This window comes from Shinella sp. 20P9.1.1, from assembly GCF_057798995.1.
In genome coordinates this window covers 52,738-74,496 of record NZ_JBYOLC010000007.1, presented here as the reverse complement: position 1 = coordinate 74,496, position 21,759 = coordinate 52,738, and the positions used below count along the sequence as shown (strand labels likewise).

The 21,759-nt window shown below is 63.8% G+C and carries 20 protein-coding genes; 10 read left to right on the top strand and 10 right to left on the bottom strand.

Annotated features, from left to right (window positions below):
- Window positions 1–18: 18 nt before the first annotated feature.
- The 6 genes from AC27VQ_RS13880 (at window position 19) to AC27VQ_RS13855 (ending at window position 6,546) form a co-directional block, all read left to right on the top strand.
- Window positions 19–1,446 carry a gamma-aminobutyraldehyde dehydrogenase gene (locus AC27VQ_RS13880; protein ID WP_488716720.1) on the top strand — a complete coding sequence of 476 codons (1,428 nt, stop codon included), beginning with the start codon at window positions 19–21 and terminating at the stop codon, window positions 1,444–1,446.
- A 157-nt stretch (window positions 1,447–1,603) separates the two neighbouring features.
- Window positions 1,604–1,777, top strand: a complete 174-nt coding sequence (locus tag AC27VQ_RS13875; protein WP_421593055.1) for a DUF1328 domain-containing protein — start codon at window positions 1,604–1,606, stop codon at window positions 1,775–1,777.
- A 141-nt stretch (window positions 1,778–1,918) separates the two neighbouring features.
- Window positions 1,919–4,087 carry a TonB-dependent siderophore receptor gene (locus AC27VQ_RS13870; RefSeq protein WP_488716719.1) on the top strand — a complete coding sequence of 723 codons (2,169 nt, stop codon included), beginning with the start codon at window positions 1,919–1,921 and terminating at the stop codon, window positions 4,085–4,087.
- 100 nt (window positions 4,088–4,187) lie between these two features.
- A complete protein-coding gene (gene fhuF / locus AC27VQ_RS13865) occupies window positions 4,188–4,865 on the top strand; it encodes a siderophore-iron reductase FhuF (RefSeq protein ID WP_488716880.1) in 678 nt (225 codons plus the stop codon).
- Window positions 4,866–4,867: 2 nt separating this feature from the next.
- The gene (locus tag AC27VQ_RS13860) at window positions 4,868–5,971 is read left to right on the top strand and encodes an ABC transporter substrate-binding protein (RefSeq protein WP_488716879.1); all 1,104 of its coding nucleotides are present in this window, start codon (window positions 4,868–4,870) and stop codon (window positions 5,969–5,971) included.
- A 59-nt stretch (window positions 5,972–6,030) separates the two neighbouring features.
- Window positions 6,031–6,546 (top strand): hypothetical protein, encoded by a 516-nt coding sequence (locus AC27VQ_RS13855; RefSeq protein WP_313530000.1) that lies wholly within the window; start codon window positions 6,031–6,033, stop codon window positions 6,544–6,546.
- Here the strand turns inward: AC27VQ_RS13855 and AC27VQ_RS13850 are convergent.
- A complete protein-coding gene (locus AC27VQ_RS13850) occupies window positions 6,543–7,103 on the bottom strand; it encodes a cysteine hydrolase family protein (RefSeq protein ID WP_488716718.1) in 561 nt (186 codons plus the stop codon). The two genes, AC27VQ_RS13855 and AC27VQ_RS13850, sit on opposite strands and share 4 nt — an antisense overlap.
- 109 nt (window positions 7,104–7,212) lie before the next feature.
- On the opposite strand from AC27VQ_RS13850, the gene AC27VQ_RS13845 reads away from it, so the two are divergent.
- The gene (locus AC27VQ_RS13845) at window positions 7,213–7,659 is read left to right on the top strand and encodes an Lrp/AsnC family transcriptional regulator (protein ID WP_488716717.1); all 447 of its coding nucleotides are present in this window, start codon (window positions 7,213–7,215) and stop codon (window positions 7,657–7,659) included.
- Window positions 7,660–7,719: 60 nt separating this feature from the next.
- On the opposite strand, the gene AC27VQ_RS13840 is transcribed toward AC27VQ_RS13845, so the two are convergent.
- From AC27VQ_RS13840 to AC27VQ_RS13825, 4 genes are read right to left on the bottom strand one after another with little or no spacing between them, the layout of a single operon-like run.
- Window positions 7,720–9,261 carry a trimethylamine methyltransferase family protein gene (locus AC27VQ_RS13840; RefSeq protein WP_488716716.1) on the bottom strand — a complete coding sequence of 514 codons (1,542 nt, stop codon included), beginning with the start codon at window positions 9,259–9,261 and terminating at the stop codon, window positions 7,720–7,722.
- Window positions 9,254–10,099: an isocitrate lyase/PEP mutase family protein gene (locus tag AC27VQ_RS13835; protein ID WP_488716715.1), complete on the bottom strand. Its 846-nt coding sequence runs from the start codon at window positions 10,097–10,099 to the stop codon at window positions 9,254–9,256. The genes AC27VQ_RS13840 and AC27VQ_RS13835 overlap by 8 nt, the downstream gene beginning before the upstream one ends.
- The gene (locus tag AC27VQ_RS13830; RefSeq protein WP_488716714.1) at window positions 10,096–12,543 is read right to left on the bottom strand and encodes a GcvT family protein; all 2,448 of its coding nucleotides are present in this window, start codon (window positions 12,541–12,543) and stop codon (window positions 10,096–10,098) included. Before AC27VQ_RS13830 ends, AC27VQ_RS13835 begins: the two co-directional genes overlap by 4 nt.
- On the bottom strand, window positions 12,540–14,990 hold the full coding sequence (locus AC27VQ_RS13825) for a GcvT family protein (protein ID WP_488716713.1): 2,451 nt from the start codon (window positions 14,988–14,990) through the stop codon (window positions 12,540–12,542). The genes AC27VQ_RS13830 and AC27VQ_RS13825 overlap by 4 nt, the downstream gene beginning before the upstream one ends.
- A gap of 129 nt (window positions 14,991–15,119) precedes the next feature.
- Between AC27VQ_RS13825 and AC27VQ_RS13820 the strand changes: the two genes are divergently transcribed.
- Window positions 15,120–15,968, top strand: a complete 849-nt coding sequence (locus AC27VQ_RS13820) for a LysR family transcriptional regulator (RefSeq protein ID WP_488716712.1) — start codon at window positions 15,120–15,122, stop codon at window positions 15,966–15,968.
- 65 nt (window positions 15,969–16,033) lie between these two features.
- Window positions 16,034–16,291 (top strand): hypothetical protein, encoded by a 258-nt coding sequence (locus AC27VQ_RS13815; RefSeq protein WP_421593047.1) that lies wholly within the window; start codon window positions 16,034–16,036, stop codon window positions 16,289–16,291.
- Between the two features lie 3 nt (window positions 16,292–16,294).
- Here the strand turns inward: AC27VQ_RS13815 and AC27VQ_RS13810 are convergent, their stop codons facing one another.
- The 5 genes from AC27VQ_RS13810 to AC27VQ_RS13790 form a co-directional block, all read right to left on the bottom strand.
- Window positions 16,295–17,071, bottom strand: coding sequence for an SDR family oxidoreductase (locus tag AC27VQ_RS13810; protein WP_488716711.1), 777 nt, complete (start codon window positions 17,069–17,071; stop codon window positions 16,295–16,297).
- 199 nt (window positions 17,072–17,270) lie between these two features.
- Window positions 17,271–17,492 carry a hypothetical protein gene (locus AC27VQ_RS13805; protein ID WP_488716710.1) on the bottom strand — a complete coding sequence of 74 codons (222 nt, stop codon included), beginning with the start codon at window positions 17,490–17,492 and terminating at the stop codon, window positions 17,271–17,273.
- Between the two features lie 171 nt (window positions 17,493–17,663).
- Window positions 17,664–19,040, bottom strand: coding sequence for a sensor histidine kinase (locus AC27VQ_RS13800; RefSeq protein WP_488716709.1), 1,377 nt, complete (start codon window positions 19,038–19,040; stop codon window positions 17,664–17,666).
- Complete coding sequence (locus tag AC27VQ_RS13795; RefSeq protein WP_488716708.1) at window positions 19,037–19,693, bottom strand: response regulator; 657 nt, start codon at window positions 19,691–19,693, stop codon at window positions 19,037–19,039. Before AC27VQ_RS13795 ends, AC27VQ_RS13800 begins: the two co-directional genes overlap by 4 nt.
- Before the next feature lie 86 nt (window positions 19,694–19,779).
- Window positions 19,780–21,426 (bottom strand): phosphoethanolamine transferase, encoded by a 1,647-nt coding sequence (locus AC27VQ_RS13790; RefSeq protein ID WP_488716707.1) that lies wholly within the window; start codon window positions 21,424–21,426, stop codon window positions 19,780–19,782.
- A 162-nt stretch (window positions 21,427–21,588) separates the two neighbouring features.
- On the opposite strand from AC27VQ_RS13790, the gene AC27VQ_RS13785 reads away from it, so the two are divergent.
- Window positions 21,589–21,732: a hypothetical protein gene (locus AC27VQ_RS13785; RefSeq protein WP_313529965.1), complete on the top strand. Its 144-nt coding sequence runs from the start codon at window positions 21,589–21,591 to the stop codon at window positions 21,730–21,732.
- Window positions 21,733–21,759: the final 27 nt, after the last annotated feature.

Here is a 21,759-nt window from a genome sequence, read left to right as displayed (position 1 = left end):
ACGATAGGGAGAACGTTCATGGACACCCAGATGCTGATTGGCGCGCGCTTCGAAGCCGGCACCGAGGCGGAAGAGCATATTCTCAACCCGAAGACCGGCGGCAAGATCGTCGATCTGCCCGAGGCGTCCTACGCCCAGATCGACGCCGCCGTCGACGCCGCTGAAAAGGCCTTCGTCTCCTGGGCGACGACGACGCCCGCCGAACGCTCCGGCTATCTTCTTCGCATCGCCGACGCCATCGAGAAGGACGCCGACGCCTTCGCCGCGCTGGAATCGCTGAACTGCGGCAAGCCGATCAATTCCGCCCGCAATGACGAACTGCCGGCCATCGTCGACTGCTGGCGCTTCTTCGCCGGTGCGATCCGCACGCTGCAAGCCCCCGTCGCCGCCGAATACCTGCCCGGCTTCACCTCCATGGTGCGCCGCGACCCGATCGGCATCGTCGGCTCGATCGCGCCGTGGAATTATCCGCTGATGATGATGGCCTGGAAGCTGGCGCCGGCCATTGCCGGCGGCAACACCGTCGTCTTCAAGCCTTCTGAGCAGACGCCGCTGACGGCGCTCAAGATGGCGAAACTGCTCGCGGATATCCTGCCGGAGGGCGTGGTCAACATCGTGCTCGGCCGCGGCGAGACGGTCGGCAATGCGCTGATCAACCATCCGAAGATCAACATGGTATCGATCACCGGCGACGTGGCGACCGGCAAGAAGGTGCTGGCCGCCGCCGCCAAGACCGTCAAGCGCACCCATCTGGAGCTCGGCGGCAAGGCCCCGGTCGTCGTCTTCGACGATGCCGATCTCGAATCCGTCGTCGCCGGCATCCGCGCCTTCGGCTATTACAATGCCGGCCAGGACTGCACGGCCGCCTGCCGCATCTATGCGCAGGACGGCATCTACGAAAAGCTCGTTGCCGACCTCTCGGCCGCCGTCTCCACCATCAAGTATAACGATCCCGACGACACGCTGAACGAGATCGGTCCGCTGATCTCCAAGCGCCAGCGCGACCGCGTCGCAAGCTTCGTCGAGCGCGCCGCCGAAGTGAAGCATATCGAGATCACCGCCGGCGGCCGCACCGGCAGCGACGAGGGTTACTTCTTCCAGCCGACGGTCGTCTCCGGCGCGACACAGGACGACGAGATCGTGCGCCGCGAGGTGTTCGGCCCTGTCGTCTCCGTCACGCGCTTCTCCGAAGCCGAGCAGGCGATCAACTGGGCCAATGACAGCGACTATGGCCTCGCCTCCTCCGTCTGGACGAAGGATATCGGCAAGGCGATGAAGGCGGCCTCGCGCCTGCAATACGGCTGCACCTGGATCAACACGCATTTCATGCTGACCACCGAAATGCCGCATGGCGGTGTCAAACAGTCGGGCTACGGCAAGGACATGTCGATCTATGCGCTCGAGGACTACACCGCCGTGCGCCACGTCATGATCAATCACGGCTGATCCTCCCCGCCGCCGGGCAATTCCGGCGAAACTGCGAAGCGGTTTTGCGTGCGGAATTGCAAAGAGTAAGCGCGGCCACCTTCCGGGGCGTCCTCCACGTCCCGGAACTTTTTTGCCTTTCATGCGTCTTATCTGCGATCAATTCGGAGACAAGACCATGCTGAAATGGGCCCTGATTTTTCTCGTTATTTCGCTGATCACCGGCTTCCTCGGCTTCTCCGGCGTTTCCGCCGCCACCGCCACCGTCGCCAAGGTGCTCTTCGCGATCGCACTCATCATCTTCCTGATCTTCCTGGTGCTTGCATTGACAGCAGGCAGCCTCGTGTTTTGAGTGCAAATCATCCCCAGCCACTGTTGCGCCCACGCAACAGTGGCGAAATCATGACTACAACAGTCATATAATATTTTGCAGCGCACGGAATCCTGATAAAAACGGTCATCTTATAGATCGTCCCATCAGAAAGTGACCCGCATGCAAAACCGCACCCGCACGCTGCTCCGGCTGGCGCTCGCCGGAACCTCTCTCCTGACGCTGGCCGCCATGGCTTCGGCACAGGACCAGGCCGCGACCGCCGATAACGGCGCGACCGTTCTCGAAGAGGTCGTGGTCAACGGCGGCAGCGGCGGCGTCATCACCGCGGACGGCTATGTCGGCAAGAGCAGCGCGACGGGCGCCAAGACCGACACGCCCTTCGTCCAGACGCCCCAGTCGGTCTCTTCGGTCACCAAGGACCAGCTGGAAGACCGCAAGCCGCAGAACCTTCTCGACGCCGTCTCCTATACGCCGGGTGTGCGGGTTGGCGGTTATGGTTTCGATCCGCGCTTCGACAGCTTCACGCTGCGCGGTTTCGACATGACCTATATCGGCATTTTCCGCGACAACCTGCGCCAGCCCGGCGCCGGATCTTCCCTGTTCAAGACGGAGCCTTACGGCCTGGAAGGCGTGTCGATCCTGCGCGGCCCGTCTTCCGCACTCTATGGCCCGGCCGGCGCGGGCGGCCTTTACAATCTCGTCAGCAAGCGCCCGACGGAAGAGGCTCTTCGCGAGGTGGAGGTCCAGTACGGCACCCACAACCGCTACCAGGGCCAGTTCGACGTTTCCGGACCGATCAATGAGGAAGACCCCTTCTACTATCGCCTGACAGGCTTGTTGCGTAGCTCCGACACCGAGCAAGTCGGCGTTCCCGACGACCGCGCCTATATCGCACCGGCCTTCACCTGGAAGCCGGATGAAGACACCAAGCTGACCATTCTGGGCGAATATTCCCGCACCAAGACCGGCGGCACGGCGGCCTACTATTTCGACGGCACCGAGGTGAGCGATTTCTTCGCTGGCAACCCCGCCTTCAATGATTCCATCCAGAACCAGGGCCGTATCGGCTACGAATTCGAACATCGCCTGAACGACACCTTCGTCTTCCGCCAGAACGCGCGCGCCTCGTGGCTGAATGTCGATGCGGACTGGGCCTTCGCCTACCAGCCGAACGCCGTCGATCCCACGCTGCTCGACAGCAGCGCCGGCAGCTTCGAGGAATGGCTGAACACCTATACGGTCGATAACCAGCTCGAAGCGAAGTTCGATACCGGCGCGCTCGAGCACACGATGATCGGTGGCATCGACTTCACCAAGATCTACTGGAAATCGCTCAACGGCTACGGCTCGACGCCGCCGCTCGACACGAAGAACCCGACGGCCGGCCGGCCGACCGATCCGATCGCCTTCCAGACGAAGAGCGTACAGGACCAGCTCATCACCGGCGTCTATCTGCAGGACCAGATTCGCTACGACGCCCTCACCTTCACACTGGGCGGCCGCTACGACTGGGTTTCGACGGATACCGACAACACGGATCTCGCCTCCGGCGCGTTGGATACCATCAACCAGAAGGACCGCGCCTTTACCTGGCGTGCAGGCGTGACCTACGAAACGCCTTGGGGCATTACCCCCTATGCCACCTATTCGACCGCCTTCTCTCCCAATGCAGGCGTCAACCAGGAAACCGGCAACCCGTTCAAAGCGACGGAAAGCGAGCAGGAAGAAGTCGGCGTGAAGTACCTGCTGCCGGACAGCAACACGCTGCTGACGGCTGCGCTCTTCAACATCGACCAGTCGAACAGCCTCTATTACGAGGTCGTCGACCTGCCGAGCGGCCCGGCGAACATTCAGGTGCAGCGTGGCGAGATCCGCTCGCGCGGCTTCGAATTCGAGGCGAACACCTCGCTGGACAACGGCCTCTCGCTGATCGCGTCCTATAGCTACACGCAGACCGAAATCCTGGACGGCCCGACCGGCACGATCGGAAACGAAGTGTCCTCCGTGCCGCGCCACATGGCATCGCTCTGGGCGCATTACGACATGCCGGAAGATGGCCCGCTGAGCGGCCTTGGGCTGGGCGCCGGTGTCCGCTTCCTCGGCGCAAGCTATGGTGACGACGCCAATATCAGCAAGAACAAGTCGCGCGCCCTCGTCGATGCCGCGATCGATTTCGATTTCTCGGCTATCAACAAGGACTACGAAGGCCTGAAGCTCCAGGTCAACGCGACGAACCTGTTCAACCGGCAGGACTCCGTTTGCTCGGCCGGCTATTGCTACCGCGATCAGGGCCGCACGGTCATCGGCAGCCTGAAATATTCGTGGTAAGCCCTTGACGACGCTCTCCTCAGGGGACCGCGACACCGCTTTCAGGCCTGATGGCCTGAAAGCGGTGTTTACCGGTGAACATGCCTGGTGCGGCGAGAAGATGATGCTCTCGTCGGACCTCGAGGGCGCGATACCGCTTGCCGATTTCCTGACAGGGAGCGGCTTTTCCGAAACGCTCGACCGGTTCGCCGCAGGCTACGGCAATGCGGACCGGCGCGCGGCGGCCTCCTTCTGGTCGCTCTATTATTTCTCGACCCTGACCATCCCCTATATCATCGCGCGCCGGGCCGAACGCGCGCTGCCGATCGCGTTCGATCAGATGACCATCGCCATCGGCGATGACGGCCTGCCGCGCGCCTTCGGCCTGCCGCATGAGGGGGACTGGAGCGAGGGCGACGATCTCCTCGGCTTCATCACGCCGCTGGTCGACGCACACCTTGCTCGTGCCGTGGCGCTCCTCAAGGAAAAATCCGGCATCGCGCCGAAACTCGCCTGGAACAACGCCGCCGTCTATATCGACTATGCCTTCAACGTGACGGACCGCGCGCCGCCGGAAGGCGACGATCCCTGGCCTTCGCGCCCGCTCTTCGACTGCCCGCTGCTGGCCAACGGCAGCCGCAACCCTTTCCACGGATGCCTGCGCCACGAACTCGACGCCGGCACCACGCAGTGTCGCCGAAAGGTCTGCTGCCTGCGCTACATGCTGCCGGGCATTCCCGGCTGCGGTGAACTCTGCGCCCTGCCTGAACTGAGAAAGCCCGAACCCCGAAAGCAATGACCATGCGCATCCTCGCCTTCCTCGCCGCCGCCTTCCTGCTGGTCGCCGCCCTGCCCCTTCGCGCGGAGGTGCACTATCCACTGACCGTCAAGGATGCGCTCGGCCGCGACGTAACCATTCCGGCACAGCCGAAGGCGATCCTCCTCGGCAGCGGTTTCAATCTGGTGGCGCTGTCGCTGATCCATCCCGATCCGGTGAGCCTGCTTGCCGGCTGGGCCAGCGACATGAAGGGCGACAACCCGGAAATCTACGCCCGTTTCAAGGACAAGTTCCCCGCCATCGAGCAGGTGCCGATCATTGGCGACGGTATCACCATGTCCTTCGAGGCGACCCTCTCGCTGAAGGCCGATCTCGCCATCCTCGCCAACTGGCAGGCCGACACCGAACTCGGCAGGCAGGCGATCGGCTATCTCGAACAGACCGGCGTTCCCGTCGTCGTCGTCGACTTCAATAGCGATGCGCTGAACAACACCGCCGGCAACATGCGCCTGCTTGGCAGGGTGCTGAACCGCGAGGAGCAGGCCAATGCCTTCGCCGATTTCTACAACGCCCGCGTCAAGCGCATCCGCGATCGCGTGGCAGACCATCCGGAGCCCGGCCCGAGCGTGCTGATGGACGCGTTCCCGAACCCGGAAAAGTGCTGCTATGCCTATGGCACCGGCGGCCTCGGCGCCTTCATCGCCATCACCGGCAGCCGCAACATCGCCGAAAGCCTGCCGGCGCAGGGTGGCATCGTCAATCTGGAATTCATCGTCGCGGCGGAGCCGGATGTCTATATCGCGACGGCCTCGCCGGGCGGCACCTACAGTACCTTCTCCGTCGGCCCCGGTGTGGATCCCGCCGAAGCGCGCGAGACGCTCGGCCGCGCCGTGAAAGGCCCCATGCTGTCAGGCCTGAAGGCTGTGAAGGAAGAGCGCGTGTACGGCCTGTGGAACTTCTTCAACGCCGTGCCGCTCAACGTGCTCGCCGCCGAAGCCTTCGCCCACTGGCTGCGCCCGGACCTCTTTGCCGATGTCGATCCCGATGCGACACTGAAGGAAATCAACGAAAAGTTCGCCGCCGTGCCCTTCGACGGCGCCTATTGGATCGCGCTCAAGCCGAATTGAACGGCTCCACCCTTCCGGTGATCCGCCGCGCAGGCTATATCATGCCCAGGAGGACCTGAATGATCTGGGCATTTGCGGTTGCGGCGGCGGCCATTCTTTATCTCGCACTGCGCTTCCGGCGGTTTCAGAGCTGGGTCGAGCCCGTCCTCACCATCGTCGTGGCCATCGGCCTTGCCGCCGCCCTGCTCATCTGGTTCGTCGAGGACCGCAGCCCGTCCGGCACGGTCGCTACCCCCACCGCCGAGACCCCGGCGCTGTCGGCCGATGTCGTCACGCTCTCCGAAATGCAGGCGACCGTCGGCCAGCCGAAGACCAGCTACCGCGTCACCGGCCAGGTGACGAACAGCGGCACGGTGCCGATGCAATCCTTCTGGCTGGACGTGGTGTTCTCCGATTGCCCCGCCGGCACCTGCCGCGAGGTCGGGCGCGACGATGCGCTCATCGTGTTGCGCGTGCTGCCGGGGGAAAGCGCCGATTTCTCGACCTTCGCCGTCTTCCCCGGCAGCGATCTCACGCCCATCACGGCGCCGAAATTCGACTACGGCGTCAGGAACGTGCGCGCCCTCACCCGTTAAAGGGCGGCCAGAACGTCGGCGGTCCTGAGCACCGTGGCGAACTCGTGCCGCAGGGTCGCGATATGGGTGCGGTGGACATCGCGCGCGGCAATCGTGCCGCCGGCGCCGTCCGGCAGGTCGAAGCAATCGCAGGCATCCTCCACGAGCAGAACCCGATAGCCCATATTGGCGCCGACGCGCACGCTGGTCGATACGCACATATCCGTCGAAATGCCGAACAACACGACCGTATCGACGCCGAGGCGGCGCAGGCGCAGATCGAGATCCGTGCCGATGAAGGCGGCGTTGACGCTCTTGCGCACCAGCGGCTCATCCGCTTGCGGCTCGAAGCCGGGGCGCAGCGCGTTGCCGGGGTTTTCACGGCGCAGCGTCGAGTTCGGCTCCGCGCTGTCGTGGCAGACATGGATGACCGGCCGGCCGGCGCCGCGCCAGGCGGCAAGAAGCGCAAGGCCATTCTCGTCCAGCCTGTCGTTCCAGCGCGACGCCCAGGGCGCGGCATCGAAAGCCTGCTGCATGTCGATCGGGATCAGGACGGCATTGTGGGGTAGGGTCGGCATCGGTTTCTCCTTGAAGCGATACCAGACGAATAGTTGCTTTTCCGTCCGGTTTCGCGCAGCAAGGAGACGGAGTGCCGGACGATCGTCCGGCCGGAGGAGAATTTTCCGGATGAACGAGCTTGATGAGAAGGACAGATTGCTCATCGCCGCCCTTCGCGCCGATGCCCGCCAGAGCCTCGTGGAGCTCGCGCGCCACACCGGCCTTTCGCGCAGTGCCGTGCACGAGCGCATCCGGCGGCTGGAGGCGAAGGGCGTGATCGCCGGCTATACGGTGAAGCTTGGCATCGACAGGGACCGCGCCGGTGTGGAAGCGCTAATCGCCGTCGGCTTCCAGCAGGGCCGCAACTGCGACCATATCGTGCCGCATCTCACCGGTATCCCCAATGTCGTGACCTGCTGGTCGCTCGCGGGGCCGACGGATCTGATGCTGCTCGTCGAATGCACGTCCAATGCCGAACTGGACACGGTGCGCCGCCAGATCGCGACGACGCCGGGCATCGCGACCGTGCAGACACATGTCTCGCTGCGCACCCATTTCGATCGCCGCGCGGGCTAGGCAAATCAAAGGGATGGAGCGCTTCCGTGAATCAATGCACGAGAGCGCTCACCCATCCGTTCAGAAATAGATCTTGAACTTCTCGCGCACCGCCTGGTCCGTCGCGAAGTCGAAGAGCGGCCCGCCGGCCTCGGAGAGGATGCGGTTCTTGCGCTCGATGGCCTTCTGCACAAGGTCCGGCCGGCCGATCTCGGCCCATTCCTTCGGGCTCGTGCGGTCGGCGACGACGGGATAGACATATTCCGTCTGCATCAGCGACAGCGTCTGCGGGTCGCCGAGATAGTGACCGGGGCCATCGAGGCAGACGGAGCGCATCGTCTCCAGCGAGACGGAGTCTTCCGTGACATCGATGCCGCGCACGCAGCGCTGTACCTGGCCAAGCAGGTCATCGCCGAGCACGAGGCTTTCAAGGCAGAAGCCGAGCAGAGAGGCGTGCATGCCGACCGATTCATAGACCATGTTGAGGCCGGAAAGGCCCGCCATGACGTTGGAGATCGCCTGTTCCCAGCCGGCCTGCATATCGGGCAGTTTCGAATCAGCGATGCCGGCGGCGGCACCGCCCGGCAGGCCGTAGAACTGGTGCATCTGCGCGCAGCCGGCCGTCAGCAGCGCTTGCTCGCCCGAGCCGCCGGACATCGCGCCGGTTCTGAGATCCGAGACGAAGGGCCAGGTGCCGAAGATTGCCGGATGGCCGGGCGCCATGGCGTTGACATAGACGACGCCCGCGAGGCACTCGGCAACCGCCTGCACGATGGCCGTGGCGAGCGGCGCCGGGGCCGTCGCGCCCGCCTGCCCTGCCGAGAGCAGCAGGATCGGCATGCCGGCCCGGATGCAGGCCTCCATGGTGATGCAGCTCTCTTCGGCAAATTTCATCGGCGGCACGACGAAGCAGTTGGAGTTCGACACGAAGGGCCGCGCCCGCCACTTGTCCTCGCCGCCCGCCATCATGTGGATGAGGTCGAAGCAGCCGGCGACATGCGACGGATCGGAGAAGCTGGTGCCGACATGTTTGGACGTGCCGGCGCAGCAGCCATAGAGCGTGTTGATGTCCATCAGGAAATTGTCGGCCACGTCGCGGCAGACCATCGCGCGCTGGAAGAAATGGATGTTGTCGAGATGGTGCACGAGCTGGGCGGCGTTGAAGAGGTCCTTCGCCGTCGATTCGCGGTATTCCCGTTTCTCGACATCGACGATATGCACCGCAGCACCCGCCGTGCCGTAATAGACGCGCGTGCCCGACAATTCGAGGTCGTATTTCGGATCGCGGCCATGCAGCGTGATGTCGCGCGCTGCGATAGCCAGCATGTCCTCCACCAGCGCACGCGGGAAACGCAACCGCCCATCCTCGCCGAGGATGGCGCCGGCGCGGGTCATGATCTCCACGCCGGATTTCGGGGCATTGGCAAGGCCGATATTTTCCAGCGCATCGAGGGCCGCCTCGTGGATGCGGCGCACATTCGCATCCGTCAGCGGCTTGTACTGGCCGCCGGGCAGGCCCGGACGGATCGGCCGAACGTTTTCCGCGAGCGGCGCGGCACGCATGGCGACGCGGGCGGCGCGGCCGCCGGCGCGGCGGGAGGACAAGGTTGCTGCTTCACTCATGATCCGTCTCCCCCGCTCCCGCGGCAAGCATTCTGTTGATGAGGTCCCCCGACGCAGCGGCGGACAATTTAGCGAAACTGCCATCCTTGACGATGGCGTCCATCTGCTCGGCGATGGCCGCGTGGGTGACGCGGGCGATCATCGATCCGAGCGAAATGCGGCGCACACCCATGGCGGCAAGCTCGGGCACAGTGAGCTGGCGCAGCGGCCCGGCGGCCAGCGCATTGACCGGCGTCGACACCGACTGCACGACGCGGCGCAACTCCGCCTCGCCCGGCGGTACCGGCACATAGACGAGATCGGCGCCGGCCTTTTCGAAGGCCTGGATACGGCGGATCGCCTCGTCGAGATCATAGACGCCGTTCATCACGCCATCGGCGCGGGCACAGAGAATGAAGGGGCGGCCGAGCGAGCGGGCGGCATCGACGGCGGCGCGGATGCGCTCGACGGCAAGGTCGAACGCATAGGCCGGATTGCCGTCGACCATTTGCGTGTCTTCGATGGAGCAACCGGACAGGCCGACTTCGGCGGCAAGCCGGATCGTCTCGGCAACATCGTCAGGCGCATCGGCAAAGCCGTTCTCGAAATCGCCGGAGACGGGAAGCGGCGTGGCGCGCACGATGTCTTCCGCGTGCCTCAAGGATTCCTCGCGCGTCACCCGGCCCATATCCGGCCGGCCGAGCGTGAAGGCGAAACCGGCGGAGGTGGTGGCGAGCGCCACGGCGCCCAACGCCGCCATCATGCGGGCGGAACCGATATCCCAGGGGTTCGGGATGACGAAGCAACCCGACTGATGCAGGTCGTGGAAACGCTGGTGGCGTGCGGCAAGACTGGTCATGCCCGCACCCTCTCCGACTTCGGATCGTACATCGGCACGAGCGAGGCTTCCGCCTTCACGCGTGTGCCGGCGATCTCGACCTCGTAGCTCGAGGCCAGCACATCCGCCTCGCTTTCTCCGGCGCAAGGCACATAGCCCATGCCGATGGCGCCGCCGAGGAAATGGCCGTAATTGCCCGAGGTGATGGTCGAGACGATCTGGCCGTCTCGCACCAGCGCCTCATTGTGGAAGAGCAGCGGCTCGGCATCGGTCAGCTTGAACTGCACCATGCGGCGCTTCAGCCCCTCCTCCTCCTTGCGCAGCACCGCATCACGGCCGATGAAATCGCCCTTCTTGGTACGCACCGCAAAGCCGAGGCCAGCTTCCAGCACATGGTCCTCGTCGGTGATATCGTGGCCGAAATGGCGGAAGGCCTTTTCGATGCGGCACGAATCCAGCGTATGCAAGCCACAGAGCTTCAGACCGACATCGGCCCCCGCTTCCTCCAGCGCCTCGAAGACATGCGCGGTCTGGTCGGTGGAGACATAAAGCTCCCAGCCGAGTTCGCCGACATAGGTGACGCGGTGTGCGCGGGCGAGGCCCATGCCGATCTCGATCTCGCGCGCCGAAGCGAAGGGATGCGCCGCATTAGAAAAATCGTTCGGGCTGACCTTCTGCACCAGATCGCGCGCCTTCGGCCCCATGACGCAGAGCACGCTTTCCGCCGCCGTCACATCCGTGATGACGACGAACTCGTCCTTCAGATGCTTGCGCAGCCAGGCAAGGTCGCGCTGGAGTGTCGCGCCGGGCACGACGAGGAAGAAGGCCGTCTCCGAAAGACGCGTCACCGTCAGGTCGCTCTCGATGCCGCCACGGGCGTTGAGCATCTGGGTATAGACGATCTTGCCAGGCGCGACATCCATCTGGTTGGCGCACAGCTTTTGCAGGAAGGCCAGCGCATCGCGGCCCTCCACGCGGATCTTGCCGAAGGAGGTCATGTCGAACAAGCCGACGCCGTTGCGGACTGCGAGGTGTTCTTCCTTCTGGTTCTCGAACCAGTTCTGCCGCTTCCAGGAATAGCGGTATTCCCGCTCCTGCCCCTCTTTGGCGAACCAGTTGGCGCGCTCCCAGCCGGCGACTTCGCCGAAGACGGCGCCACGCGCCTTCAGGTGCTCATGCAGCGGCGAGCGCCGCACGCCGCGCGCCGTCGCCATCTGGCGGTAGGGGAAATGGTCGGCATAGAGCAGGCCAAGCGTTTCGGAGACGCGATCCTTCAGATAGGTGCGGTTGCGCTGGAAGGGCTGGGCGCGGCGGATATCGACCTCCCAGAGATCGAAGGGCGCCTCGCCATCGTTCATCCACTGCGCCAGCGCCATGCCGGCGCCACCGGAGGAGACAATGCCAATGGAATTGTAGCCGGCGGCGACCCAATAGCCCTTCAGCTGCGGCGCTTCACCGAGATAGTAGCGGTCGTCGGGCGTAAAGCTTTCCGGTCCGTTGAAGAAGGTGTGAATGCCGGCGGTTTCCAGCATCGGCAAACGGTTGATGGCGTTTTCGAGGATCGGCTGGAAGTGATCGAAATCCTCCGGCAATTGGTCGAAGCAGAAATCTTCCGAAATGCCGTCCATGCCCCACGGCTTGGCCTTCAGCTCGAAGGCGCCGATCAGCATCTTGCCGGCATCCTCCTTGTAATAGGTGCATTCGTCGGGAACGCGCAGCACCGGCAGGCGCTGGAGGTTCGGGATCGGCTCGGTGACGATGTAGAAATGCTCGCAGGCATGCAGCGGCAGCGTCACGCCGGACATATCGGCCAGTGTGCGCCCCCACATGCCGGCGGCGTTGACGACATTCTCCGTCTCGATGGTGAAGGTCTCGCCGTTCTGTTCGCAGGTCACGCCGGTGACGCGGCCGTCCTTGGTGACGACGGAGGTCACCTTGACGTTCTCGATGACGGTCGCGCCGTTCTGCCGCGCGCCCTTTGCCAAGGCCATCGCGATATTGGCCGGATCGCACTGGCCGTCGAGCGGCAGATGCACGGCCGCCTTCACATCCGCCGTGTTGAGGTGCGGATACATCGCCTTCACCTCGTCGACGGAGATTTCGCGCACATCGACATCGAAGGCGCGGGCGAGCGAGGCCTGACGGTAGATCTCTTCCTTGCGCTCTTCCGTCAGCGCGACCGTCATCGAGCCGCACTGGCGCATGCCCGTGCCGATGCCGGTCTCGGCCTCGAGCTTGGTGTAGAGATCGGCGGAATATTTGGCGAGCCGCGTCATGTTCTGCGAGGCGCGCAGCTGGCCGATGAGGCCGGCGGCATGCCAGGTGGTACCCGACGTCAGCTGCTTGCGCTCCAGCAGCACCACATCCGTCCAGCCGAGTTTGGCCAGATGGTAGGCGACCGAGCAGCCGGAGACACCGCCGCCGATAATGACGGCTCTCGCCTTGGAGGGAATGGGTTTGCTCATGCGCGCAGTCTTTCATTGTTCGGGTCGAAGAGCGGGCCGTCGGGCTGGACCACCGCCTTGAAACGCTCACCGTAGATTTCCACCTCGATTTCCGTGCCCGGCACGGCAAGCTCAGCCCTCAGCATGCCGAGCGCGATGGATTTGCCGACGCGATAGCCCCAGTTGCCGGAGGTCGTCTCGCCGACCACCTTGCCGCCATGCCAGAGCGTCGACATGTAGGGCGCATCGCACTCGCCGGCCTCCACCGTCAGCGTCACAAAGCGCTTGGTCACGCCCTGCTGCTTCTCCCGCTCCAACGCCGCCTTGCCCTTGAAATCGGGTTTCGCCCAATCGACGAAACGGTCGAGGCCGCCTTGCAGGATCGTGTAGTCGGTCGAAAGATCGCCCTTCCAGGCGCGATAGCTCTTCTCGATGCGCAGGCTGTCCAGCGCCTCCATGCCGAAGGGTTTCAGGCCATGCTTCTGGCCGGCGGCCCAGACGGCATCGAAGATCACGGCAGTATCTTCCACCTTCGTATGGATTTCCCAGCCAAGCTCGCCGGCAAAGGAAACGCGCACCAGCTGGCACCAGCGGCCGGCGATCTGGCAGCTCTGATGCGTCAGCCAGCCCTTGGAAAGGTCGGCATCGGTGACATCCGCGAGAATGGCGCGGGACTTCGGGCCGGACAGGATCTGACAGGAGAAGTTTTCCGTCACGTCGTCGATGGTAAAGGCGGTATCCTTGGGCAAGTGCTTTTGCAGCCATTCGAAATCGTGCCACTGGGCGGTCGCGGCGGTGATGAGGAAGAAGAAATCCTCGTCCAGCATCATGACCGACATTTCCGTGACGATGCGGCCCTTGTCGTCGGAGAAATAGGCAAGGCCGATGCGGCCGGGTTTCGGCACCTTGCCGGTGATGAGGGATGAGAGCCAAGCCGTCGCCCCCTCGCCCTTCACGCGGAAGCGCGAGAAGCCGGGAAGATCGAGAATGCCGGCGGCCTCGGTGACGGCGCGGCACTCCGCCTCGATGCGCGGCCGCCACGGCCCCTCGCGGTTCCAGGTCTGGGTCGACTGCTCCGAGAGATCATCGCCCGGCGCTGCATACCAGTTGGCGCGCTCCCAGCCGTTATAGGGTTTGAACTGCGCGCCGAGTGCCTTGATGCGGTCATGGATCGGCGAGAGCTTCCGGTCGCGACCGGCCGGCCAGGCGTGCTTGGGGAAGTGCATGGCATATTCGTGGCCATAGATTTCCATGCCCTTGGCGACGCAATAGTCCTTGTCGGCGGCAAAGGACGTGTAGCGACGCGGATCGCAGGACCACATGTCCCACTCCGTCTCGCCTTCCGTTACCCATTCGGCCAGCACCTTGCCGGCACCGCCTGCCTGGCAGATGCCGAAGGTGAAGACGCAGGCCTCGAATGCGTTCGGCACGCCGGGCATAGGGCCGAGCAGCGGATTGCCATCAGGCGCATAGGGGATCGGGCCGTTGATCATGCGCGACAGGCCTGCGGTGCCGAGGATCGGCACGCGCTCGACGGCGTCGTTCAGATACCATTCGAGACGGTCGAGATCGTCGGGGAAAAGCTGGAACGAGAAATCGTCGGGCATCGGATCATCAGGCGTCACCCAATGCGCCTTGCAGTTCCGTTCATAGGGGCCGAGATTCATGCCCGTCTTTTCCTGACGGAGGTAATAGGAGCTGTCGACGTCGCGCAGCAGCGGCAGCTTGTGGCCCGCCTCGCGCGACCAGGCGGCCAGTTCCGGGATTTCCTCGAACAGCATATATTGATGGCTCATCACCATCATCGGCACATCGCGGCCGAACCATTTCCCCACCTCGCGGGCATAATAACCGGCGGCGTTGACGACCTTCTCGCAGCGGATCTCGCCCTGCGGCGTGGAGATCACCCATTCGTCGCCCTCGCGGCGCGCGCCGGTGGCCGGGCAGAAGCGGAAGATCTTCGCGCCCATATCGCGCGCGCCCTTAGCGAGCGCCTGGGTCAACTGCGCGGGGTCGATGTCGCCGTCATAGGGATCATAGAGTGCGCCGGTCAGGTCATGCGTTTCGAGGAAAGGATATTTCGAGCGCATCTCGTCGGGCGAGAGGATATCGAGGTCCATGCCCTGATAGCGCCCCATGCCGACGACGCGCTTGAGCTCCTGCAACCGCTGCTTGGAATGGCCGAGGCGGATCGAGCCGGTGACGTGGTAGTTCATGGGGTAATCGACCAGATCGCCCAGCTCGCGATAAAGCGATGCCGAATAGCGCTGCATGTTCATGATCGACCAGGAAGACGAGAAGGTCGGCACGTTGCCGGCGGCATGCCAGGTCGAGCCGGCAGTCAGCTCGTTCTTTTCCAGCAGCACGCAATCCGTCCATCCGGCCTTGGCTAGATGATACAGCGCCGACGCCCCGATGGCACCTCCACCGATGATGACGACACGGGCATGGCTTGGCAGTGCAGACATTCTTTTCCCCTTCGTTGCCCCGGATTTGTGGCAACCAAAGGCCTTTGCGGCAAGCGGGCGAAAATCGCTTTATTAATCGACAGTACCGATTACACTTCCGTCAAACACTCGGAAAAACACGGCGCATTCATGCAGATCGTTCTGATTGAGACATTCCTCGACCTGATGGAAACCCGCAACTTCAACCGGACGGCGGAGCGGCTGAACATCACGCAATCGACGGTCACCCATCGCATCAATGCGCTGGAGGCGCTGTTTGCGCGAAAACTCTTCGCCCGCAACAAGGGCGGCACGCAGCCGACCGCCGCCGGCCTGCGCTTTCTCGACCACGCGAAAGCCCTACAACATCAATGGCATGAGGCGACGCGCGCGGTGGAGACGGCCGGCGCCTACGAACGCTCGATGCGCATCGGCCTGCAGCATGATCTGGCCGCCCATTATGCCGGTGACTGGCTGGCGGCGGTGCGCAAGGAATTGCCGGGAACCTCGATCTATCTGGAAGTGGACTATTCCAGCCAGATGAACCGCGATCTCGGCGCGGGAGACCTCGATCTCGCCATCCTCTTCACGCCGCATTACCTGCCCGACCTGCACTACGAGCGTATCGGCGACGTGCATTACGAGATGGTGAGCAACAAGGTGAGCCGGATCGAGGATGTGCGGCCGGAGGACTATATCCAGGCCGTCTATTCCCCCGCCTTCGACCGGCTGCACCGGCAGGCCCATCCGGCGCTTTCCACCGCGCCGATCGCCAGCGGCGAGACGACGGCGATCCTGGCCCTGATGCAGAAACTCGGCGGCTCGGCCTTCGTGACGGAGGCGGATGCGAAACGGCTACTGCGAACTGGCGCCGTCAGCCGCGTGGGAGGCGCCGAGCCGATCGCCCAGGCCGTCTATGCCGCCGTCAACGTGCGCACCCGCCACGCCCACCAGCACCGGCGCATCATCGCCGTGCTCCAGGCGCTGCTTGCGGCATGAGGCATTGAAACCAACAGGCGCGATGCCTATTAACGGGCAAACCGCACCCAACGAAGGAATCGCCCATGGCCGCCCGCGACCGCTATTCGCGCAAACTCGAATGCGCCATGTGCGGCAATTCCGGCTATGCTGAAGTCTCGGAAGACGACATGCCGACGCGCAAGGACCCGGATTTCAAGATCGACGCGCTGCCGCCGGGCTTCCTCACGGAGCGCCCGTCGAAATATCCAGACAGGCACATGATCCGCTGCCGCTGCGGCCACATCTTCAAGTTCCAGCAGAAGACGGTCTATGCCGAGGGGGGCGAGCCCCGGCGGCGATAACCCCTACCCCCGCCCGACGAACGGCATGTTGGTCGCCATCACGGTCATCGTCAGAACATTCGCGTCCAGCGGCAGGCTCGCCATGTAGATCACGGCCTCGGCGACGTGCTTGACTGACATGGTCGGTTCGCTCGCGACCTCGCCGTTCGCCTGCAACACGCCGGCATTCATCTTCGATGTCATGTCGGTGGCGGCGTTGCCGATATCGATCTGGCCGCAGGCGATGTCGTATTTGCGCCCGTCGAGCGCCGTCGATTTGGTGAGGCCGGTGATGGCGTGTTTCGTCGCTGTGTAGGGCGCGGAATTCGGGCGCGGCGCGGTCGCGGAAATCGAGCCGTTGTTGATGATGCGCCCGCCGCGCGGCGCTTGCGCCTTCATGATCCGGAAGGCATGCTGGGTGCAGAGGAAGGCGCCCGTGAGGTTGGCGGCGAGGATGCTCGACCATTCCTCGAAGGGAATGTCCTCCAGCAGGGCCGGCGACACATTGGAGCCGGCATTGTTGACGAGTACGTCGAGCCGGCCGAATTCCCGCTTCACCGCCTCGAACGCCGCAGCAACGTCGTCCGGCTTGCCGACATCGCAGGCGATGGCACGGACCGCATTGCCGGTCTCACCGGAAATATCCGCCGCCGCCTTTTCCAGCACGTCCGCACGACGGCCGGTGATGACGACCCGATATCCCTCCGCACTCAGGCCCCGCGCAATGGCAAGGCCTATGCCCGTGCCACCACCCGTCACCAGTGCGATCCTGCCGTTGCCGGTTTTGCCCCAATCGGTCATGTCAGCCCTCCGCCGCTCTCATCCTGCCCTGTCACGCCCGGCGCGCGGAACGCGACCATTCGTACATCCAGGCCGAAAACGGCGGAAGCAGTACGGAGCGACGGCGCAGCCGGGGCGTGCCCGTTCTACGACGTGTTTCCACGCTTGACCAGCAAGGCGGCGCGGCTGTCTCGCAGGGAGCAGTCCGCCGATCTCACAATCAGGAATGCAGATGGATTCGCTCGCGGCGTTCACGCATCGCCACAAGCTCCTGTTCGATATGGATTTTTCGCGCCTCGTCCATCGCGGCTGCGATGGTCTGGCCGATCACGCGCACGCAGTGCTCGGACAGCGGCTCCGAGAGCCCATGGCATTCTGCTGCATGAATTTTGTCGAGTGCGCCGGCAAGAAGCCGCGCATAGTCTTCCGGTTTGCGACCCATGTTCCCCACCTTTTTTGATTATGCCCACAGAAAACCACACAATGCGGCAAAAAGCCACACATTTCTCACATGCCAAATGAAAATAATTGTGGGGATTCACAGGACCTTTCGGCGCTGGAATGCTGGAAAACGAGATTGTTCAGAAATGACGCAGGGGCGCGCCGGAAAACCTCATCCGGCGGCAGGAAACACGATCTCGGCCTGAAAGCCGTCGATGCGGCCCGGCACGGGCGAGGTCAGCACAAGGTTTGCCCGCATCTGCTGAAGCAGGCGGTCGGCAATGGAAAGGCCGAGACCGGAGCCTGCTGCCGTGGTTTTGCCTCGGGCAAACCGCTTGCGCACAGCCACAAGCTCCGCTTCGGAAAGCGGGAGTGAACCGTTGGAAATCCGCACATTTCCTTCGCCCGTCAGGTGGATTTCCACAGGCTCTTCGGTCCTTCCGTGCAGCAGCGCGTTCTCGATGAGGTTGCGCAGAACGATGGCAAAGGCGTCAGCCGTGCCCTCGTAAAGGCGCGGCGCGGCAAGCCTGTTCGTAAAATGGATACGGTCCGCATCCTCGCAGGCGCGCTGGAAATCTGTCACCACGACGCCGACGACATCGGTGATGTCGAATGTGGTTTCCGCAACGCCGATGCCCGCTTCGGCACGGGCGAGCTGGAGTAGCTTTTCCGTCAGCTTTGTGAGTTTTTGCAGCGAGGCCTCGATCTGCTGCGCACGCGCGCGCCTCGGGCTGTCCTTGAGTTCCGAAAGCAGAAGCTGCGTTTGCGCGAGCGCGCCGGCAATCGGCGTGCGCAGTTCATGCGCGCTGTTGGAGGTGAATTCCCGCTCGGCGGCGATGACGGCGCGCAGGCGTGAAAGCAGCAGGTTGACCGAGCGCAGGATCGGCTGGAGTTCGTGCGGCAGATGCGCCGCCTCGATGGCCGCGAGATTGCCGCCGTCCTTCTCCGCGATCGCCGCGCGCAGCAGTTCGACCGGCGCAAGCACGCGCCGCACGGCAAACCAGACGGCTGCGATGGTGATCGGCACGATCAGCAGCACCGGCAAAAGCAGGGCGAGCGATCCTTCGCGTGTCGCCTCCTCGCGCTCCTCGGCCGTGTCCTTGACCTGCACGAAGGTCGCGCCGTCGGCGGCCACCGCGGTATAGATGCGCCCGTCCTCGGCCTGCCAGAAGCCCTCCTTCAACGGCGCCTCGAATGGCTTCATCGTCGCGGAATGCGAATGCAGCAGGACACGGCCCGTCAGGTCACGCACCTGATAGGATAGATACTCCTCCTCGACAGGTGCGCGCAGCGCCTCGATGCGCTGGGGTTCGTCCGGATCGTCCCGACTTCTGAGATCGTCGAGCAGAAGCGGCGTCAGGCGCTCGGCCGTTTCCTGCAGGGCGCTGTCATAGATCTCGCCGAACTCGTCCTGCATGATCAGCGCACCGAAGCCGACCGCGACAAGCCATAGCGCCGTGATGGTGACCGTGACCCACAGCATCAGCCGGCCGGCGAGGCTTTGGTGTCTCGGGCGCGCCGCGCGGCGTGTGTTTGCGTCCTCCGTCATCGTCCCAGCCTGTAGCCGATGCCGCGCAGCGTCTCGACGCAATCCTTGCCGAGCTTCTTGCGCAGCCGGCTGACGTAGACTTCCACCGTGTTGCTCTCGATCTCCGAGCCGAAGGCATAGAGCGCCTCCTCGATCTCGCTCTTGGAGACGATGGCATCCGGACGGTTGGCAAGACGCGCCAGCACGGCCCATTCCCGGCCGGAGAGATCGACCGGCTTGCCGTCGCGCAGCACCCGGCGATCGGCAAGCTGGATGGAGAGCGCGCCGGTCTCCAAGACTGGAAGCGACAAACCGGCATAGCGCCGCGCCACGGCCAGCATGCGCGCACCGAGTTCGCCTAGATTGAACGGTTTGACGAGATAATCGTCCGCGCCGCTGTTCAAGCCTTCGATCCGGTCGGATATCTGGTCATGGGCCGTCAGGATGATGACGGGCGTCACCGCGCCGGCACGGCGCAGCTCCATCAGCAGCGTCAGCCCGCGGCCATCGGGCAGGCGCAGGTCAAGCAGGATGAGATCGTAATCGACCGCCCGCGCCGCCGCCCTGCCGTCATCCAGCGTCTGCATCCAATCGACCGCATGGCCGAGACCGGCCACGTAATCGCGCACCGCCTCGCCCAAAACGGCGTCGTCTTCGATCAAAAGGATTCTCAAGCCACACTCCCGAAACCGGGAGCCACAATAGGCATCACGCCTTTCGCTCGCAAGCACGCGTCAAATCCGCCAGCCGGTTGGGTCCGTCAGCTCGTCGCGCCAAGCCGGCAGGCCGAGACGAGATCGAGTGCGGGGTCGCGCACCTTGGTCTCCACCCGCATCATGCCGAGCACCGAGTGGAACAGGTTGTCGTGAGACTGCGGCTTCTTCGTTTCATCCCTCAGGCAATCCGCCGAATAGGCGGCCTTGGCGTCCTTGCCGAGCCACAGCACGAAGGGCACATGGGTCTGCTGCGGCGGTGCAATCATGTAGGGCGCGCCGTGCAGGTAGAGGCCGAATTCGCCGAGCGATTCGCCGTGGTCCGACATGTAGAGCATGGAGACGTCGAGCCGGTCCTGCTGGCCGGCCAGCCGGTCGATCACACCTGCGAGGATGTGGTCGGTATAGGCGATCGTGTTGTCATAGGCATTCACGATCTCCTCGCGCTGGCATTCGGAAAAATCCGCGCTGCGGCAATCGGGCTTGAAGCGCCTGAAGTCCTCGGGATAGCGCTGGGAATAGGCCGGGCCGTGGCTGCCGATCTGGTGCAGAACCAGCACCGTGTCGGTCTTCACCGATCCGATCCAGGCGTCGAGATCGCCGAAGAACACCTCGTCGCGGCATTCGCCGTTGCCGCAATAGCGCGGATCGCCGTCCTTGATGACCGAGCGTTCCTTCACGCGCGCAGCGATCTTCTTGCTACCCGTATTGTTGTCCCACCATTCCACGTTCACGCCGGCATGGGAGAGCACGTCGAGCAGGTTCTGGGTCGCGAGACCCTTGCGGTGCGAATATTCGGCACGGGTATAGACGGAAAACATGCAGGGCAGCGAGACGGCGGTCGCCGTGCCGCAGCTCGTCGTCTGCGGGAAATAGAAGATGTCCTTTTTCGCCAGTTCCGGATTGGTGTCCCGTTCATAGCCGCCGAGTGAAAAATTGTCGGCGCGCGCCGTTTCGCCGGCAACGACGATCATGAGGCGCGGCTTGCGCGTGGCGACCGGCCCATCGCTGACCCGCGCATCCTCTCCGAGCGGTGCCGCCACAATGTTGATGTCCCCGGACTCACCCACGGCGAACTGGACGGCGGTAACGAGCGGCACGAAGGGGTTCAGCGTTTCGAACCAATCGTGATGCGCGCGCACGGCCGCGGCATAGACGCGGGCATGCGAAAGGCCCGCGACGAGCGCGATGACCAGTGCGGGCGCGATGACGGCGAGATTGCCGCGCACCTTCCAGAGGAAGGGGCGGTGGCGCACCTTCACCCAGACAAGCAGCAGAATAGGCAGGATGCCGAAGACCAACATGTGCAGCACGAAGCCGGGGGTGATCATATGCCCCGCTTCGGCGCTGTTGGTTTCGGCGGCATTGCGGATCATCTCGACATCGATGACCACACCGAACTGATCCATGAACCAGGCGCCGGCGGCACTCGCCAGAATGAGAAGGATGAAGATCGGCTTCATCAGATATTTCACCGATACGGCAACACAGAGCGCAATGTAGAGGCAGGCGACGCCGATGGCGATGGAGGCGAACGTCGTCGGACGTCCCTCGAGATAAACCCAGCCCTTCGACCAGAAGCTCTGGTTGGTGATGGCCAGCAGATAGAGCGCCGTCAGGATGGCGACCGTGATGCTGCCGAGCTCTGGCCTCCATAGACCCTTGCGGCTCGTTGCTCCCGTGTTTTCGCGCATCGTCTTTCCCTTCCGTCATTCGCCGGCGCGTCGCAGGGGATGCGCCAGTCTGCCCGTCCCTGCCCCGGCAAGCTGACAGCAGGCTGAACGAAGCTGACGCGACGTTCAGCGTCCCGTCAGCTTCCGCCCCCATAAGACTTGGGACACTGCATGAGGTGACGTTTGAAATCGAAGCTGCTCAATCCGGGAACGCTGTTCGTGACCGCCTTGGTTGTCATGATCCTGGCAATCCCTTTTGCACAGGTGCAGCTCTCCCGAACGCGCGGCGCCGACGTGCCGCAAGTCATTCTCTGGCGGGCCGGCTGAAGCCGCTTTTTTCAACGCCTTCGTCTA

What these genes read in the sequence shown, in the direction of transcription:
- AC27VQ_RS13820 (WP_488716712.1), top strand. Translation starts at nt 15,120, where the DNA reads ATGCAGATCGTTCTGATTGAGACATTCCTCGACCTGATGGAAACCCGC.
- AC27VQ_RS13845 (WP_488716717.1), top strand. Translation starts at nt 7,213, where the DNA reads ATGAACGAGCTTGATGAGAAGGACAGATTGCTCATCGCCGCCCTTCGC.
- AC27VQ_RS13810 (WP_488716711.1), bottom strand. Translation starts at nt 17,071, where the DNA reads ATGACCGATTGGGGCAAAACCGGCAACGGCAGGATCGCACTGGTGACG.
- fhuF (WP_488716880.1), top strand. Translation starts at nt 4,188, where the DNA reads ATGATGCTCTCGTCGGACCTCGAGGGCGCGATACCGCTTGCCGATTTC.
- AC27VQ_RS13790 (WP_488716707.1), bottom strand. Translation starts at nt 21,426, where the DNA reads ATGCGCGAAAACACGGGAGCAACGAGCCGCAAGGGTCTATGGAGGCCA.
- AC27VQ_RS13830 (WP_488716714.1), bottom strand. Translation starts at nt 12,543, where the DNA reads ATGAGCAAACCCATTCCCTCCAAGGCGAGAGCCGTCATTATCGGCGGC.
- AC27VQ_RS13855 (WP_313530000.1), top strand. Translation starts at nt 6,031, where the DNA reads ATGATCTGGGCATTTGCGGTTGCGGCGGCGGCCATTCTTTATCTCGCA.
- AC27VQ_RS13860 (WP_488716879.1), top strand. Translation starts at nt 4,868, where the DNA reads ATGCGCATCCTCGCCTTCCTCGCCGCCGCCTTCCTGCTGGTCGCCGCC.
- AC27VQ_RS13870 (WP_488716719.1), top strand. Translation starts at nt 1,919, where the DNA reads ATGCAAAACCGCACCCGCACGCTGCTCCGGCTGGCGCTCGCCGGAACC.
- AC27VQ_RS13835 (WP_488716715.1), bottom strand. Translation starts at nt 10,099, where the DNA reads ATGACCAGTCTTGCCGCACGCCACCAGCGTTTCCACGACCTGCATCAG.
- AC27VQ_RS13850 (WP_488716718.1), bottom strand. Translation starts at nt 7,103, where the DNA reads ATGCCGACCCTACCCCACAATGCCGTCCTGATCCCGATCGACATGCAG.
- AC27VQ_RS13840 (WP_488716716.1), bottom strand. Translation starts at nt 9,261, where the DNA reads ATGAGTGAAGCAGCAACCTTGTCCTCCCGCCGCGCCGGCGGCCGCGCC.
- AC27VQ_RS13875 (WP_421593055.1), top strand. Translation starts at nt 1,604, where the DNA reads ATGCTGAAATGGGCCCTGATTTTTCTCGTTATTTCGCTGATCACCGGC.
- AC27VQ_RS13805 (WP_488716710.1), bottom strand. Translation starts at nt 17,492, where the DNA reads ATGGGTCGCAAACCGGAAGACTATGCGCGGCTTCTTGCCGGCGCACTC.
- AC27VQ_RS13800 (WP_488716709.1), bottom strand. Translation starts at nt 19,040, where the DNA reads ATGACGGAGGACGCAAACACACGCCGCGCGGCGCGCCCGAGACACCAA.
- AC27VQ_RS13880 (WP_488716720.1), top strand. Translation starts at nt 19, where the DNA reads ATGGACACCCAGATGCTGATTGGCGCGCGCTTCGAAGCCGGCACCGAG.
- AC27VQ_RS13825 (WP_488716713.1), bottom strand. Translation starts at nt 14,990, where the DNA reads ATGTCTGCACTGCCAAGCCATGCCCGTGTCGTCATCATCGGTGGAGGT.
- AC27VQ_RS13815 (WP_421593047.1), top strand. Translation starts at nt 16,034, where the DNA reads ATGGCCGCCCGCGACCGCTATTCGCGCAAACTCGAATGCGCCATGTGC.